15 protein-coding genes are annotated in these 16,616 nt (G+C 42.4%); 6 read left to right on the top strand and 9 right to left on the bottom strand.

All coding sequences use genetic code 11. The features are described 5' to 3' along the window. Nucleotides 1-34 precede the first annotated feature (34 nt). Complete coding sequence (locus kam1_RS08085; protein WP_276507613.1) at nucleotides 35-1,171, bottom strand: rod shape-determining protein; 1,137 nt, start codon at nucleotides 1,169-1,171, stop codon at nucleotides 35-37. Nucleotides 1,172-1,339: 168 nt separating this feature from the next. Here kam1_RS08085 and kam1_RS11075 point away from each other — a divergent pair, with 168 nt between their 5' ends. After that, complete coding sequence (locus kam1_RS11075; RefSeq protein ID WP_276507612.1) at nucleotides 1,340-1,750, top strand: type I 3-dehydroquinate dehydratase; 411 nt, start codon at nucleotides 1,340-1,342, stop codon at nucleotides 1,748-1,750. After that, nucleotides 1,735-2,079 carry a type I 3-dehydroquinate dehydratase gene (locus kam1_RS11070; protein WP_276507611.1) on the top strand — a complete coding sequence of 115 codons (345 nt, stop codon included), beginning with the start codon at nucleotides 1,735-1,737 and terminating at the stop codon, nucleotides 2,077-2,079. Before kam1_RS11075 ends, kam1_RS11070 begins: the two co-directional genes overlap by 16 nt. 42 nt (nucleotides 2,080-2,121) lie before the next feature. Here kam1_RS11070 and kam1_RS08075 read toward each other — a convergent pair whose 3' ends face one another. The 5 genes from kam1_RS08075 to kam1_RS08055 all read right to left on the bottom strand — a co-directional run bounded on the left by kam1_RS08075 (nucleotide 2,122) and on the right by kam1_RS08055 (nucleotide 6,056). After that, nucleotides 2,122-3,195 (bottom strand): coiled-coil domain-containing protein, encoded by a 1,074-nt coding sequence (locus kam1_RS08075; protein ID WP_143958372.1) that lies wholly within the window; start codon nucleotides 3,193-3,195, stop codon nucleotides 2,122-2,124. A 47-nt stretch (nucleotides 3,196-3,242) separates the two neighbouring features. After that, on the bottom strand, nucleotides 3,243-3,689 hold the full coding sequence (locus kam1_RS08070; protein ID WP_143958371.1) for a hypothetical protein: 447 nt from the start codon (nucleotides 3,687-3,689) through the stop codon (nucleotides 3,243-3,245). A 26-nt stretch (nucleotides 3,690-3,715) separates the two neighbouring features. After that, complete coding sequence (locus kam1_RS08065) at nucleotides 3,716-4,531, bottom strand: chorismate mutase (protein ID WP_143958370.1); 816 nt, start codon at nucleotides 4,529-4,531, stop codon at nucleotides 3,716-3,718. Between the two features lie 13 nt (nucleotides 4,532-4,544). Then, on the bottom strand, nucleotides 4,545-5,516 hold the full coding sequence (gene trpS, locus kam1_RS08060; RefSeq protein ID WP_039721016.1) for a tryptophan--tRNA ligase: 972 nt from the start codon (nucleotides 5,514-5,516) through the stop codon (nucleotides 4,545-4,547). 72 nt (nucleotides 5,517-5,588) lie between these two features. Further along, nucleotides 5,589-6,056: an NYN domain-containing protein gene (locus kam1_RS08055; protein ID WP_039721017.1), complete on the bottom strand. Its 468-nt coding sequence runs from the start codon at nucleotides 6,054-6,056 to the stop codon at nucleotides 5,589-5,591. Nucleotides 6,057-6,420: 364 nt separating this feature from the next. Between kam1_RS08055 and kam1_RS08050 the strand changes: the two genes are divergently transcribed. From kam1_RS08050 to glpK, 3 genes are all read left to right on the top strand, one after another. Next, the gene (locus kam1_RS08050) at nucleotides 6,421-7,968 is read left to right on the top strand and encodes a DegQ family serine endoprotease (protein ID WP_039721018.1); all 1,548 of its coding nucleotides are present in this window, start codon (nucleotides 6,421-6,423) and stop codon (nucleotides 7,966-7,968) included. 41 nt (nucleotides 7,969-8,009) lie between these two features. Continuing rightward, entirely contained in the window at nucleotides 8,010-8,765 is a 756-nt protein-coding gene (locus kam1_RS08045; RefSeq protein WP_039721019.1) for a type III pantothenate kinase, read from the top strand. 71 nt (nucleotides 8,766-8,836) lie between these two features. Further along, nucleotides 8,837-10,345: a glycerol kinase GlpK gene (gene glpK, locus kam1_RS08040; RefSeq protein WP_039721020.1), complete on the top strand. Its 1,509-nt coding sequence runs from the start codon at nucleotides 8,837-8,839 to the stop codon at nucleotides 10,343-10,345. An 82-nt stretch (nucleotides 10,346-10,427) separates the two neighbouring features. Here glpK and kam1_RS08035 read toward each other — a convergent pair whose 3' ends face one another. Continuing rightward, a complete protein-coding gene (locus tag kam1_RS08035; protein WP_244946027.1) occupies nucleotides 10,428-11,105 on the bottom strand; it encodes a LysM peptidoglycan-binding domain-containing protein in 678 nt (225 codons plus the stop codon). A gap of 17 nt (nucleotides 11,106-11,122) precedes the next feature. After that, a complete protein-coding gene (gene ligA / locus kam1_RS08030) occupies nucleotides 11,123-13,195 on the bottom strand; it encodes an NAD-dependent DNA ligase LigA (RefSeq protein ID WP_052250445.1) in 2,073 nt (690 codons plus the stop codon). 130 nt (nucleotides 13,196-13,325) lie between these two features. Here ligA and kam1_RS08025 point away from each other — a divergent pair, with 130 nt between their 5' ends. Beyond that, nucleotides 13,326-15,104, top strand: a complete 1,779-nt coding sequence (locus tag kam1_RS08025; RefSeq protein ID WP_143958369.1) for an N-acetylmuramic acid 6-phosphate etherase — start codon at nucleotides 13,326-13,328, stop codon at nucleotides 15,102-15,104. A gap of 50 nt (nucleotides 15,105-15,154) precedes the next feature. On the opposite strand, the gene gatB is transcribed toward kam1_RS08025, so the two are convergent. Then, nucleotides 15,155-16,612, bottom strand: coding sequence for an Asp-tRNA(Asn)/Glu-tRNA(Gln) amidotransferase subunit GatB (gatB, locus tag kam1_RS08020; protein ID WP_143958368.1), 1,458 nt, complete (start codon nucleotides 16,610-16,612; stop codon nucleotides 15,155-15,157). Nucleotides 16,613-16,616 lie beyond the last annotated feature (4 nt).

The raw sequence follows: 16,616 nt of genomic DNA, 5'->3' as shown, positions 1-16,616 counted from the left end.
CGAAAAAAAGGAAGTTTCAAGGAGCCATTACTAGTTAAGTCATTGCCGATTTGGCGATTTTATGAAGATATTGATACTCTTCAAGTATTTTACCAGTCCCTTCTGCCACAGCGCTCAGCGGGTCTTCAGCGATATAGACAGGCAGAGCGGTTTCTTCAGCCAAAAGCCTATCAATCCCCCGTAACAGAGCTCCTCCTCCAGCAAGAACTATGCCCCGCTCCACCAGGTCTGCAGATAGTTCAGGAGGACATCTTTCCAGAGTCACCCGTACCGATTCCACAATAACCGATATCGGATCCATCATAGCTTCTCTTACCTCTTGGGAAGTTATCGTTAAGGTCTTTGGAAGACCTGCTACTAAATCCCTTCCTCTTACCTCCATTATAGTTTCTTTCTCTAAAGGATATGCTGAACCGATCTTAATTTTGATTTCTTCAGCGGTTCTTTCTCCAATCATAAGATTATAGGCTCTCCGTAAATAGTTAACGATGGCCTCATCCATTTCATCACCAGCCACCCGAACGCTTCGGCTATACACAATTCCAGAAAGGGATATAATCGCAACTTCTGTGGTTCCCCCTCCAATATCGATGATCATGTTGCCTGAAGCTTCATGGACGGGAAGTCCAACCCCAATGGCAGCAGCCATTGGCTCTTCAACCAAAAACACTTCCCGGGCTCCGGCATGCTTTGCAGACTCTTGAACAGCCCTTCTTTCTACTTCTGTAATGCCGCTTGGAACAGCCACTACGACTCTTGGTCTGCGAAGATGAAAATGCGATTGTACTTTGTGAATAAACGCCTTGAGCATCGACTCAGTCAGATGGAAATCGGTAATGACTCCATCTTTTAGTGGCCGCACCGCTGTTATGTTCCCAGGCGTTCTGCCAAGCATTCTTTTGGCTTCTTCTCCAACCGCTAGGACATTTTTTGTTCCTTGATAGACAGCTACGACCGTTGGTTCCCTCATGACGATCCCTTTGCCACGGATATACACAAGGGTATTGGCGGTGCCTAGATCGATGCCAATGTCGTTGCTGAAGATAGAAGAAAAGGATCGAATAATAGAAAAAGTCTTTTGTTGGAAGCGTTTTCCCCCTTCCAATAAACGAGGAGAATTTTTAGAAACCACTTCGGTAGATGGTTGAATAGAATTCGGATTTAGGTTCATTCAAAAAAAGTTAGGTTAGTAAGATTTACTATTAATAATTGCGAGAATCCCTCTTAAAAAGGGGAAATTTTGCTGATATCCTATGTCCTTCATAACACCATTTTCAGAACCTTTAAAAAGAAAATTTACATTAATTTTGTCTGCAATTATTCTTACATTATTTTTTAGATGAATCAACCTTTCTTTCCAACTCAAAAACCTTTGATTGTTGTTGGAACCATATCTACCCAATATGGTGTGAAAGCCACCTATTCCAATCATCTTCCTATTGATCTGATTGAGTACCGACTGGACTCCATTCTCCTAGAATTGAATTTTACAGAAGGAATCGCTGCATTACAAAGATCTCTCCAAGAGCGTTCCCTACCTGTTTTGCTTACGATTAGATCTAAAAAAGAAGGGGGGATGCTCGAACTCTCTGATTGTGAAAGGAGCGAACTGTTTGAGAAATTTTTTCCTTATGTCGATTGCGTGGATTTGGAGTGGCAAGAATACTCAAAGCTCTCTCCAATTTATTCGCTTTATAAAAATGGAGGGAAAAAATTATCTTCTCCATTCATTCTTTGTCTGAGTTTATAGATTTAGACAAGCTTATTGCTTCTCTTCCAGACATAAAATTACTCGATCCAGATTTTCTAAAGGTTGCCGTAAGAATTGAGAACCTCAGGCAACTCAAGCAGTTGACAGAACTTTTCTTTTCTTATCCTAAAATTCCGTGGTCTTTAATGGGTATTGGCGAATTTTCCCATCTTTCAAGAATTGTTTTGTCAGCCTTAGGATCTCGACTTGTCTATGGGTATATTGACAAACCTGCTGCCCTTGGACAACCTTCCGTTTTAGATTTAAAAGAGAATTTTCAAAGATTAGGAATCATTGCTAAAAATCAATCACTTCCCCAAGCCCTTTAGGCTAGTCCACTTGTAGCAAGAAGGCTCCCTCGAAAAAATCCTTCATTTTAAAAGGGAATCAATAGGAATGAAGCTTTCAGGAAGGACAATAATTTCTGTAAGAGAAAAAGCATTGACTGGAAAAGAAAATAGAGACCACCATACTTTTCCTTCCTTTTTGATGGCTATCCACAGAAAATAGCGGCCTGGAGGAATTTTTGGATTTTGATCTAGTCTTCTCCATTCAAAGTGGCCATCCTTACTGAGCGGAATTTTTTCTCTGATGCTATTGGTTGGTATTTTTTCTAGATCCTTCAAGAAACGCTCTTTTATTTTTCTTTCCGTCTCTTCGGCCTCTAAAAGCTCCCTCTCATTGTTAGCATATTCTTGTTCTAGTGGAGCTATCTCCAACTCGCTGTCCTTAATTCTGGATTGAAGACGGAGGATCTGTTCCCGCAATGCTTGAATCTTAGGTCCAACTTCAGATTGAATTTCTTTGGTCAGTCTTTTTAGTTCTTCGCGTTTAGCCTCGTTTTCTTTTTCAAAATTATGCCATTTTTTAAGTTCTTCTTCAGCCCATAAGCGTTCTTTGGCAGGGTCTATTTCAGGGGGAGGATTATATAAGGCAAGATTATAGGCATTAACCCAAGCTTCTGGAGAGCGTGCCTCCGCAGAAGAAATAGTAAAATCGATTCCTAATTGCTGAGCTCTTTCTTTGAAACGGTCTTCTAATTCGGCCAGTTTTTTATCATATTCTTGGTCGAGCAGCACACCTTCGTTCTTCCAGAGATGATCGGCTTTTTCTTGATACTCTTTAGCAACAACTTGAATTTCTGTTTCGGCTACTTGTTCCTGCTGCTTTAATAGCCTCAGTCTTTCATTCAGTGCAGTGATGTCCGTTCTTGCTTTTTTTAGATTTTCCTTTTTGTTCTGGATGTCTTCCTGGCAAGGGCCAATAGTCGTGAGGTAATTGTCTCTTAAGGCTTTGATGTCTCCAGAAAAGTCATAAACAAGATAGATTTCGTTGGGTAAGGTGATGTCTTTGACTGCTACCCATCCTTCGATCCGAGTTTCTCTCAAGGAGTAATACGCCCCTACGCCAGCAGCCAAAATCCCAATATAGAGAAAAATCCGCAAAAGAATGCTAATCCACTTTCTTCGTGATGAAAAAGTGGATGGCTTGGTTATTTCCTTATTAGATTGGTCGGGCTTAGGGGTTTTGAAGTGGCATATTTAGGAGGGGGGTGAACTTTTCTTATTTCCCGATCTAAGATAAAATCCGGGGGGCTTTGTCGTTTATTGTCTGGTCCTTTGGGAAATTTAGGGGATGTCGAAGCAAAGCTAGAATGGTTAGTATGGGAAGGAAAAGAGATTTTTCCTGTCGTAGAAGCCGTTGAGGAAGACGTAGTGGAAGCTTCAGTAGGAGGATGACTGGTAGGAGCAAAGCCTAGTTTTCTTGGAGGTGGATGTTTTTTATTTTGGATAGAAAGATGGGGAGGGAGAAGATTTCTTGGACCTACTTTTCTTGGAGATGAGCCTTTGGACTGACTGTTAGCATCCTTGAGTTTCCCCTTAGCTGGAGAACTGAAATAGTATCTATCCGCGTTTTTGGGTAACTCTTCAAAATCCATAATATTCTGATGCTTCTTCTGAACAATTACACAGGATAGCTGCCTATCAAAATTATCCAGCCATTATTGTCTGTAAATTTTTTCCATAAATATTCGATACTTTCCTTGTCTGGTTCTTTTGCCGTTTTTTCACAAAGATAAAAAGAATTCTTCGGATTGTTAGCATCTACGCTGCAGTAAAGAACTTTTCCTTTTTGATTCTCTACCCACAGAAAAGTTTCATGGGGAAACATGCCTCCAAGAAGAAAGACCGTTTTTAACGAATCGGCATTTTCTTTTGGAGTCGCATGTTTTTGGAAAAAGAAATATGGGTTATCCACCGACTGAGAAGAGAGAATAGGAGAAAGGTCGATTTCACCCCCTAGCGAAAAAGAGGGAAGAAAGGAAACAAGAAAGGACCGATCTTCTTGGAGCTTTTTTAGTAGGAGATGGATCGAAATTACGATTATGTCTACCTCTGGCTCTTTCCCGTCCCTTGTTTGTGTAGAGTGCATCGAAATGGGGACAAAAATACTACTCGACCCAAATCTAAAAAGAGAAGCAAGGAGACAAGAAAGAAAGTGGCTTTCTGGACAGCCTATTTTTAATCCCCCTTGCTGACTGCGTGAAGAAGAAAAGATTTCTCGGTAGATTCCTTCCAGATTATTATCCCGCAATGGCCCTCGGTTGAGGGCTTTCAGATTTTTTAGATACCTATCTTCTCTATAAGTATCAAGAATAGGATAGCCGCAGGACTTTTTTTTTTCTCCAATCTCCTGGGCAAGTTTCATCCGTAGATTCAGAAACTTCAGAATCCTATTGTCGATCTTTTCTAATTGAGTCCGGAAAATGTCTATGCCCATTGTATTCAATGAATTAATCGAGCAGTCCAACCGCACGTCTTGCTTTTGTTAACGTTTCTTGAGCAATCATCCTTGCTTTGTAGGCCCCATCAGCAAGCACTTCCTCAACATAGCCTGGTTTTTCTTCTAGCTCTTTGTACCTTTCTCGAATAGGTTGAAAATAGGCAAGGAGTTTTTCAAGGAGCAGCTTTTTATAATAAGCATATCCATGCCCCCCTTTTTCCATACTTGCAATAAACTCCTGGTATTCTGAGTCCGTGGCAACGAGCTTATAAAGCGCTACCAGGATGGATCCTTTGGTTGGCTTGGGAGCTTCGATGGGGGTAGAATCTGTTTTAATGCTCATGACCCTTCGTTTAAATTCTTCGAGATCTCCAAAAATTTCAAGAGTGTTATTGTAAGACTTGGACATTTTCTGGCCGTCTATTCCAGGGATAATAGCTACTTCTTCCTGTATGTCTGGTTCTGGGATTCGGAAGACCTCGCCAAAGGTATTGTTGAATTTTTTGGCTATGTCCCGGGCGATTTCGAGGTGCTGTTTTTGATCTTGTCCCACCGGGATAATTTCGGACTGATACAGTAGGATATCCGCTGTCATCAGTACCGGATAAGAAAAAAGAGCCACGGTGGGGGAAAGGCCCTTGGCGACTTTATCTTTGAAACTGTGCGATCTTTCTAGTAATCCAAAAGGGGTGATGGAAGAAAGGATCCAGGCAAGCTCGTGGACTTCTGGTATGGCGCTTTGCCTAAAAAATATAGACTTTGCTGGGTCAAGACCACAGGCCAAAAAGGCCATGGCTATTTTTCTAACGTATTGAGAGAGGTGTTGTGGATCTTTTATGGACGTTAAGGCATGATAATCAGCTATAAAATAAAGCGTTTCGGCTTTGTCTTGCCATTCTATTGCCCGCTTAATCATTCCAAAATAATTACCAATATGCAGAAACCCCGAGGGTTGAATTCCAGAAAGTACCCGTCTCATCATTTGTTTCTTTGTTCTATGTATTAACGAGAAAATGAGATCAACCGTTTACAAAAAAATATAAGCCATTTGCTTTTAGAGTCGGCTATTATGGTGGACCTTTTCTAAGAGTATCTTGAAATCTTCTTGCCGATATGCTATTTCCTGTTGAAGCCATTCTGGACTCATACAGAAAGCTCCCATAGATTCGACTTGTCGTTTTTCTTCAAGATCACTCGTCACAACCGTTACTTGCCTACGAGCCACCGATTCATTCACGTATTTTTCAATAAGCCCATCTGCACTCATGCCCTTGGGAGAGAAAACAACGATAAAATCATCTGAAACGGGAGGAATAGCTACCGGTTCGGGACTTTTTCCATCAAAAACAAGGACCACTTGATAAATCTCTAAATAATGCAGAATAGAAAGCCTTTCGATCAGGAGCTCTCTAGCTTTTCTTAAGCTTTGCCTTTGAGCAACCTTAAGATCATTCCATGCATGAATTACGTTATAACCATCGATTACCAATAGGGGAAGAGAATTCCGTGAAGTGTTAGCCATTCAAACTTTTCCAGAAAGTTGAGGATTTAATAACCTCATTTTCTCCTTTTTTCGCTTATAATACCGTTTCCTTCTTTTCCTTTTTCTATTTTATTCCATTGCTTGCTCATAGTGGTAGACAAAAAAAGTTTTTTCTTTTCTTTTTAGTCAATTGTACACTATTCTATGCTTTCAAGTTGTTTTGACAAGAAATCTTTAAAATTTGATTTATTAATTATTTTTATAAATATATATACATAGTAAAAGTATTAGCAATAAAAAGAGATCATATCTTGTTTTGCCTCTTTTTTTGTTAATGCAAAATTGAAAAATAAGAACGATATCGAATAAAAAAGTGTATTTTCAATAATCATCCTACCGCATTATGAATCAGTCCAAGAAATTTCATCCTTTTTTTATTTTCCTTTTTAGCTTTGTGTTTGTTTTCTTTCTGAGCGATTCGGCTAAATCCTTGAATTGGTTTTCTCAGAATAAGGAAACAAAACCAATCCCTTTTCAACTCCAGACGGATAATACACCTATTCAAAGGCAAAATGCAGGCTTAATTTCAAGCTTTGCTCCCATTGTGAAAAAAGTGGCGCCGAGTGTTGTGGAGATTTTCACCACACAAAAAGTCAAAGCTCCTGAGGGATGGATATTCCCCTTTTTTAATGATCCATTTTTCAGAAGGTTTTTTGGTCCTCCTGATGGCGGGGAAGATCAAAATAATCCAAGAATTTTCCCTATGCCAAAGCCAAGAAAACAAACGGGCTTGGGTTCTGGGGTGATTGTTTCTCCAGAGGGCTATATCGTTACTAATAATCATGTAGTGGATGTGGCTGAAGAAATAAAGGTTTTAGTTGGGGAGCAGAAAAAAGAATTTGCTGGCAAGATCATTGGAAAGGATCCTTTGACTGATATTGCTCTGGTAAAAATAGAAGCTTCCGGTTTGCCCTCCATTGTGTTTACCGACAGTGATTTGGTGGAAGTGGGGGATATTGTCCTGGCAATTGGCAATCCTTTTGCACTAACTCAAACGGTTACCATGGGGATTGTGAGCGGGAAAGGCAGGAAAGACATTGGGATTGAAGAATACGAAGATTTTATTCAAACCGATGCTGCCATCAACCCAGGGAATTCTGGTGGAGCTTTGGTAGATATTCAAGGAAGGCTTGTGGGGATCAATACGGCTATTGTTAGTCCAGGCCGCGTTGGGAACTTGGGAATTGGTTTTGCTGTTCCTTCGAACATGGCCCGATACGTAATGGATCAGATTTTAAAGAATGGTCGAGTGATTCGAGGATTTCTTGGGGTGACGATCTCGGAAGTAACTCCTGATCTTGCTCAAGCTTTTAAATTACCAGAAGCAACGGGAGCATTGGTAGAGCAGGTCAGTCCGGGGACTCCTGCCGATCAAGCGGGAATGAAGGCTGGAGATGTGATTCTAGAATATAATGGACAAAAAGTCACCGATCCAAGATCCTTGAGATTGGCTGTATCCCAAACCCCTCCAGGAACTAAGGCTACCTTGAAAATTTGGCGGGATGGCAAAGAGAAGATTATACAAGCCGTACTCAAAGAAAGAACTCCAGAAGATGTTTCTGCAAACGCTCCCAAACAACAAGAAGAAAATTCAACATTTTTACCAGGGGTAGAGATCGCAGATTTAAATAGAATGATTCGACAGCAATTTGAAATTCCGCCTGATGTCCAGGGAGTCGTTATTGTATCGGTAGATCCAGAATCTCCGGCTGCCAGACCTGGGAGAAATTCGCTGCAGCCTGGAGATGTCATCTTAGAAGTACAGCATCGGCCGGTGCGGACAGTGCAAGAAGCCTTGCAGGCTGTCAAAGGAACCTCTGGCAATGTACTCCTGCGCGTTTGGTCGAAGGGAATTACTCATTTTGTAGTAGTCCCTAGGTCAAACAAATAGGCTAAAGAGGCTATTTTTTATCAGTTGAAAAGCGCCTTTCTATGATCCTTGCGGATGTCGGCAATAGTGTAACCAAAATTGCATTGTGCCAAAACGCTGAAATTAGCCTGCTGAGAAGAATACCCACGGCGCAACTTAGTTATAGTCTCCTTAGAGAAATTGCTCAAAATTTTCCAACGCAACACTGCATCCTGTGTAGCGTAGTCCCCAAAGTCAATGTGTATTTTGAAAATGTCTTTTTGGATAGAATCTATCCCATCGATCCATCTTTGCCCTTAGGCATTACAATCGATTATCCAAACCCAAAAGAAATTGGAGCGGACAGACTGGCTAATGCCATTGCCTTAGCTTCATTCTACGGCTATCCAGCAGTGGCCATCGATTTTGGTACGGCAACGACTTTTGATATTGTCAATCACAATGGGGCTTATTGCGGAGGGGTTATAGCTCCTGGCTTGAATTTGATGCGATCCTATCTTCATGAAAAGACAGCTCTATTGCCGGTTGTAGAATTGAAAGAGCCCTTAAGGGCTATTGCCCAATCGACAGAGGAGGCGATGCGGGTGGGGGCTGTCTTCGGCTATCGAGGCATGGTGCTGTATCTTATTGAAAAAATCAAAGAGGAGCTTGGATGCCCGATAAAAATTCCTGTGATCGCAACCGGTGGACAAGCGCATCTTATTTGCGGTCGGTTGAACATGATTGATCAGATTGATCATTTACTAACTCTTAAAGGAATTCGGATAATTGGAGAAAATTTGATAAAAAGACGCATGATCTCTGTAGATTTGGCATAAATATTCCTGCTTTGGGGTAGTAAGGTTACGGCTTTTCTTTCTCCCTGCTTTTAAAATAACGCCGGCACGTCATGAGAAAACTCATCGGAGTGATTGATCAAGGGACTTCAGGGACTAAATTTTTTCTTTTCGATCCGCATGGCCACATTGTTTTTTCTTCTTTTAAAGAACATCGCTGGTATTGTCCAAAGGAGGGATGGGTCGAACAGGATGCCCTTGAGATCTATCATAATACGCTGAGCTTAGTGGAAGAAGCATATGCGGCAAAATCTTTTTGCCAGTCAGATCTCGTGGCCCTAGGCATTACCAATCAAAGAGAAACAACGGTTCTTTGGGAAAAAAAAACTGGGACTCCCCTTGCCAATGCCATTAGTTGGCAAGACAGCCGGACGGCAAATCTTGTGAATGAATTTTCTAAAACCCCTGCCGGCCTCTACCGCTACCATAGGAAAACGGGTCTCCCACTGGCAACTTATTTCAGTGGAATGAAACTTTTATGGCTTCTGGAGCACATCCCAGAAGCAAGAAAAAAAGCTTCTTCTGGAGATCTGCTCTTTGGTACCATCGATTCATTTTTACTTTGGAAATTCTCCGGTGGTCCTCATGGCGGTAAACACCTGACTGATGTCACCAATGCCTCTCGAACCTTGCTGTTTAATATCCATACGATGCAGTGGGATCAAGAAATCCTTGAAGAATTAACTATACCTTCTGTATTGATGCCTGAAGTCGTTCCCAACGATGCAATCTTATCTGAGGGCAAAGTAGGTGCATTGAAAGGAATCACCCTAGCGGGGCTTATTGGAGATCAGCAAGCAGCCCTGATCGGACAAAATTGTCTGCGGTTTGGAGAGGGGAAGTGCACTTATGGTACAGGAGCATTTTTGCTTGTGAATACGGCTAATCGCCCTATTTTCTCTGATTCTGGGTTCCTCACAACAATCGGCTACCAGTTACGCAATGGACACATAAGTTATGCATTAGAGGGCAGTAGCGCCTCTGCTGGTTCAGCTGTGCATTGGTTGAAGCAGCTGTTGAAGTTGAAAGATGATCAGGAACTAGAAATTTTGGCTTCGCAAGCCTCTGATAATGGGGGCATATACTTTGTTCCTGCTTTTTGTGGACTGTTTGCTCCCTATTGGGATCCGTTTGCTAGAGCCGCTTTTTTCGGTTTGACTTTAAAGACTCAAGCCTGTCATTTAGCTCGCGCAGTCTTAGAGGCAACCGCTTTTCAAGTGAGAGACCTTTTTGAGGGGATGCAAAAGGCATGCGGCAGGAAGATGCAGGAACTGAAAGTAGATGGGGGTATGGTAAAAAATGAACGGTTTATGCAGTTCCAAGCGGATATATTGAATAGAAAAATTTTAGCTCCTGAAAATAGTGAAACAACGGCAATGGGAGCGGCATTTATCACCGGCTTAGCTGGAGGCCTGTTTAATGATTTTGAGCAACTAGGCCAATGGTGGAAAAAAAAGAAAGAATGGGTACCGACCCTATCTTCTTTGGAAAGACAAAAGGAGCTTCGTTATTGGAAAAAAGCCGTTCGTAAAGCCTCTAAATGGATTCAAAAGACGATATGAGAGGATCTCTTCCCGGCATTTTAAAGTCATAGGTGAAATGCTTTGCCTTGTCTAAGCGACATTTTTTGCAAGCAGACTAGATTTATTCGATAGTGGTCCCCTCTTTGGGAGTGGGGGAAGAGGGAGTGGCGGATTGGACTGGTTTTGTTTCTTTTTTGGGAATGAACAGTTTGCTTCCAACTTCAAGCGGAGAGTGAGAGGAGAGATTATTGGATTTACGTATATCCTCTACTGTTACATTCACCCCACTTTTCCGATAGGCATCGGCAATGCTCTCGAGCGTGTCATTTTTTTTCACCACATAATAGTATCCTTTTTCTACCAGTTGAGTCGTTGCCCCTCTATGGGTCTTTTCTGAGCCTATCGCATTGTTTTTTTTAGGATTGGAAGGGGATAAACGCTCTTTTGATGTAGCAATTTTTATTTTTTCAATATCCTTTTCCAAAGAGTTGACTTGCTCTTTTAATTTCCGTATTTCCTCTTTAATGGCTTGGATATTGAAGGAATTTGCTTCAACATTTTGCTCTAATTGATCGAGGATATCGGCTGCTCTTAGCAGCTTTTTCCTTTCTTCTTCACCTTCCAGTTTTTTTGCAATCGTTGGAGTCTCTGCATTCTGATCGTCTTGAGAAAAAAGAGGAGCCGAAGAAAAGAAAAAAAGAAGGAGGAAAAGTAGAAAGAAAAAAAGAGGGACAAGCCTCCATCTTCGGTTGAATTTTTTGGTCCAATCAAAATAAGAATCAAAGAATATCATTGTCATCTTTTCATTTTGACTATTCAATTTTCTTTTAGGAGATTGAATAGTTCCTGTTCGCTTAAAATGGGAATGCCTAATTTTTTTGCCTCGTGCAATTTGGATCCAGGATTTGCTCCTACAACAAGATAATTGGTTTTTCTTGAAACCGTATTGCTGACCCTCCCACCCTTTGAGTTTATTTTCTCTATGATAGATTCTCTAGGTTCAGAAAGCGTTCCAGTGATGACAAAGGTTTTACCATTGAGAGGCCCAGAAGCAGATCCAGCGTGTAAGGAATGGAAATTGAAGCCTAGTTTTCGGAATTTTTCCAATCGCTCCCTATTTTTGGGTTTACTGAAATAAGAAACGATCGATTTAGCCATAATCTCTCCGATAAAAGGAATGGCTAGCAGTTCTTCTTCAGAAGCATTAGCAAGCCGGTCCATTGACCCAAAATACCGCGCAAGTTCTTCAGAAGCTTTTTGGCCAATGTGTGTTATTCCTAGTCCGAATATCAATCTGGAAAGATCCCTTTTCTTGCTTTCTTCTAGGGACCGCAGTAAATTTTGTGCTGATTTTTTCCCCATTCTCTCTAAACTGACTAAAGTCTTTTCATCAAGATCATAGAGGTCAGCGATGTCTTTGACTAAGCCTTTATCAACCAGTTGATCGACAAGAGATTCTCCTAACCCCTGAATGTCAAGGGCGTTGCGCTGGGCAAAATGGAGGATTCTTTCCTTTAGCTGAGCCGGGCAATTTTCGTTACCACAACGCAAAAAGATGCCTTCCCAGAAAAGTTTTTCGCCACAGCTAGGACAATATTCAGGGGGGACAATCTCCTTTTCTTTGCCGGTCCTTTGAGTCGTGTCCACGCCAACGACCTCTGGAATGACTTCTCCTGCTTTTTCCACAAACACGTAATCCCCAATCTTTACATCGAGTCTTTTTATCTGGTCAAAATTGTGAAGTGTGGCACGGCTGACGGTTGTTCCGGAAAGAAAAACCGGTTCCATTTCAGCCACTGGGGTGATAATGCCACTTCTTCCCACTTGAAAAATAACCTGATTCAATCGGGTTCTTGCCCTTTCTGCCCCATACTTATACGCGAAGGCCCATCGAGGGGCTTTTGCTGTGTATCCAAGAATAGGATAGTACTCCCATTCGTTTACTTTAATGGCTGCTCCATCGGTTGGATACGGAAGATCGTTTCGGATATCCTGTAGAGCACAGGTGGCTTCGAAGACTTCGTTTTCGTCTTTACAGTGCCAAAAACGAACGGGAATAGGAATGCCGATTTTCTTTAGGAACTGGAGCCATTCCACTTGCGTTTTACATTCAAACCCCTTTAGTTGGCCTGCTCCATAGAAAACCACCGCAAGCGGTCTCTGAGCCACTACCCGTGGATCCAGTTGTTTAAGGGATCCAGCGGTAGCATTTCTGGGATTAGCAAAAAGGGGCTTGCCTTCCTTCTCTCTTTCCGCATTGAGTCTTTCAAAATCCTTTGGAGACATGTAAGCTTCTCCACGAATTTCTAGAAGTTCTGGAGGATCCTCCATGTCAAGCCTTAAGGGAAGGCTACGGATGGTCTTTAGGTTTTGGGTAATATCATCCCCCACTGTCCCATTCCCTCGGGTTGCTCCAAGGCTAAATAATCCATATTTATAAATTACGCTAATGGAGACACCATCGACCTTTGGTTCTACAGTAAAGCTGATTTTTTTCCCTGGAAGACCTCGGCGTATCCTTTCTAAAAAGGCAAAAAGTTCTTCTTTTGAGTACGTGTTCTCAAGACTGAGCATGGGAACTTGATGGGAGACTTGCGCGAAGCCACTTAAAGGGCTTTCTCCTATTCTTTGGGTGGGAGAATCAGGAGTGATGAGTTCTGGATGAAGTCTTTCTATGGTTTCTAGTTCGTGATAGAGATTGTCGTATTCTTGATCAGAAATCAGGGGACGTGCTTCCACGTAGTAGGCATGATCGTATTTTTGGATGAGTTTGACCAGTTCATCATGTCTTTTCTTGATTTCACTTAACGACAGAGAAGGGTCTAAAGCAGAAGGCTTGTTTTTCTTCACTTCAATCGAAAAATTAAACGGTAAAGTCTTTTCGATCAACTTTTCTCTCTTTTTTTTATTTAAGATATTTCTAGAGAAGAGGGACTGCTGCTCGCTAAGCCTTCTTTTGGGCTCCTCTATTCTATAAAAGATTGTCAGTATAGAAGCCATTCAATATAAAATAGAAAGAATGGGCAGATTGTTAGGCATAGAGGGTGGAGGCACCCATACTCGATGGATGGTCCTGGAGGAGCAAGGAGAAATTGTAGCCAAGGGAAGCGAGGGAGTGGGCAATGTACATCTATTGACGACAAGAGAGTTGGTTTCTCTTTTCCAATCCATAAAAGAAAAAGCTCGAGTCGAGATTGAGCAAATAGGTGCTGGATTTGCTGGCTGCCATTCGGAAAAAGAAAAACAAATCCTCGAGGAAAGTATTAGATCGGTTTGGCCTGAGTCCATAAAAGTCATAGTCGCTGAAGATACCCGTACAGCCTATGCGAGAGCTTTTGAACCGGGGCAAGAAGGGATATTAGTAATCGCTGGAACGGGCTCCAATGTTATCGGCTATAAGGCTGGGATATGGGAAAAGGCTGGAGGCTGGGGACAGCTTGGGGATCCAGGAAGTGGTTATAGAATAGGAAGGGAAGGACTAGAAAGAATCTATTTAGAGTATGATCTTACTAAAAACGTTTCAGCTCTGGGGCAGGCTTTCCTTAGGCATAGTTGTAGGAATGATCTGGATGATTTCCTTTCCTATGTGTTGCCTTCTTTTGGAAAAAAGGATTTTATAGCCTCTTTTGCTCCCATTGTGCTGAGCATGGCAGAAAATGGAGAGGAGAGCTCCTTTGAAATAGTTAATAGAGAAGCCTCTATGCTTGGCTTAAGGGTGCAGATAGTTGCCAGAAGGTTGGGCTTAAACAATCCAAGGATCGCTCTGGTAGGAGGGCTTTTTGAAAATTCTTCTTTTTATACTACTCTTTTCCAAAGCCAACTGAAAAAATTGCTTTCTTTTTCGGAGTGTTTCGTATGCACGACTCCTGGACCTTTGGGAGCCATACGCCTCCTGGGGTACGCTGCTCCTGTTTACCAAAGGAGTATGGAAAATGTTCTTCCGGATAAAACGCAGCGAGAAGCCTTAGACCGGTCTATGACCGAAGAAAGAAATCCTCGTTCTGCTGCTTTGGAGAAAAAATCGATTCCAGAACTTGTGGATCTGTTTATATCTGAAGAGACCTTTGTCCAGCAGGCTTTGGAAAAATGCCGCCGCGAGATTGCTGAGGCTGCAGCCGCCACCAGCTCGATACTAGAAAAAGGAGGCCGGCTCTTTTATGTGGGTGCAGGAACAAGCGGCAGACTGGGCGCCTTGGATGCTAGCGAAATGCCCCCGACATTCAACGTTTCCCCTGAACTGGTCCAAGCGATCATGGCTGGTGGGGCCGATGCCCTTTGGCGCAGTATGGAAGGCATAGAAGACAGTAGTACGGAGGGTTTTAAGAGCGTTTTGAACCGTGGGGTTAGCAGTAAGGACATGGTTTGTGGGATAACGGCCAGTGGGAGGACCCCTTTTGTCCTTTCTGCACTACAAGCTGCTAAAACAATTGGGGCTAAAACCTTACTATTAAGCTGCAATCCCTCTCGGCCGCCTTGTCCTTTCGCTGACTTAGCGATCGATCTGCCAACGGGACCTGAGATTATTGCTGGATCCACCAGACTGAAGGCGGGGACAGCCACGAAAATCGTCTTGAATATGTTAAGCACGATTGCCATGATCCGTACCGGCAAGGTTAAAGATAATTTGATGATCAATCTGCAACCTAAAAGCATGAAATTGCGGTATCGTTCGCTCCGCATTCTAATGCATCTTTATGGATTGGACGAATCGACCGCTATTGCCTTATTAGAAAAAAAAGGATGGTTACTTGCTGCCGTCATCTCTGAATTAGAATCAGGAAAAGCGCGGTTAGGCTAAGGGACACATCTTCTTAATCTTTTTCAAAAACCCAATCTTAATCTAAGCAATCAGCCTAATGCGTTTAATTTCTTTTCCAAAAGCTCATGGACAATTTGCGGATTGGCTTGTCCTTTTGTCTTTTTCATGACGTAGCCTTTGATGGCATTAATGGCTGCGGTTTTCCCAGAGCGGTAATCAGCTACACTTTTAGGATTTGCTTCGATGGCCTCTTGGCAGATCGCATCGAGGGTATCCAGACTGGTGATTTGACCTAACCCTTTTTCCTGAACGATAAGGGTCGGGCTTTTCTTTTCAGTAACCATTAGTTTAACAATTTCTTTAGCTTGCTTCATGTGAAGCTTGCCTTGATCGACGAGGTTGGATAGCTCCGAAAAATATTCCGGTGGAATGGGAATAGTTGTTTCTGATTCTGAGGCTACAGCTAGATAATCGTTAATTAGAAAATTGGCTACTGAGACTTTATTTGCGGATTGAGCAGCTGCTTTTTCGAAATAGTCAGCTAGCTGAGGATCCGCCGCCAATACACTGGCTTGATACTCTGTGAGGCCATAGCTTTGAGAAAGCCTTTGTTTTTTTTCTTCTGGTAATTCAGGGATTCGTTTTTGAGCTTCCTCGATGAGTTCTCCTTCAGTCAGTATAGTCAACAGATCTGGATCTGGAAAATATCTATAATCATGGGCATATTCTTTAGTTCGCATAGGGAAGGTTTGCCCTTTCAGATCATCCCAACGCAGAGTTTCCTGTGATATTTCGCCCCCGAGTTGTAAGGTATGGATTTGTCTTTGGATTTCATACTTTAAAGCCTTTCGAACCGCACTGATGCTATTGAGATTTTTGATCTCGCATTTGGTTCCCCATTTTTCCTCTCCGATTGGCTTGACGCTGACGTTCACGTCGCAGCGAAGCTGGCCTTTTTCCATATCACAGTCGCTCACGTTCCCGTATCTCAATATTTGGCGAAGGGCTGTTAGATAGGCGAAAGCTTCTTCAGGGCTTCTTATATCCGCTTCCGATACGATTTCCATCAATGGGGTTCCTGCTCGGTTAAAATCAATGCCGCTATAGTCTTCAAAATGGAAAGATTTTCCAACGTCTTCCTCAAGATGAATCCTTACCAGCCTGATTTTTTTCCGGGACTGAGCCTGGGGATCTTTTTGTGCGTCTTTAGGAAAAGCAAGTGGATATAACTGGACAGCTCCACCCTTACATAAAGGCTGATCATATTGCGAAATCTGATAATTTTTGGGCATGTCGGGATAAAAGTAATTTTTTCTGTCGAATTTCCCTCTGGAAGCGATTTCGGATCCAAGCATAAGCCCAGTTTGGATCGTAAGAATGATGGCTTGCTTATTCGGAGAAGGGAGGGCACCGGGCAGTCCCAAGCAGATAGGACAAACTCGGCTGTTGGGTAAGGCTCCATATTCTATGGGGCAGCCACAAAAAAGTTTTGTCTGCGTTTTTAACTGGACGTGGACTTCAAGTCCGATGATTGCTTCGTATTCCATAACG

The sequence above is a fragment of the Methylacidiphilum kamchatkense Kam1 genome (assembly GCF_007475525.1).
Classification (GTDB): domain Bacteria; phylum Verrucomicrobiota; class Verrucomicrobiia; order Methylacidiphilales; family Methylacidiphilaceae; genus Methylacidiphilum; species Methylacidiphilum kamchatkense.
The sequence above is the reverse complement of the archived record's forward strand: the minus strand, read 5'-3'. Positions and strand labels throughout refer to the sequence as shown.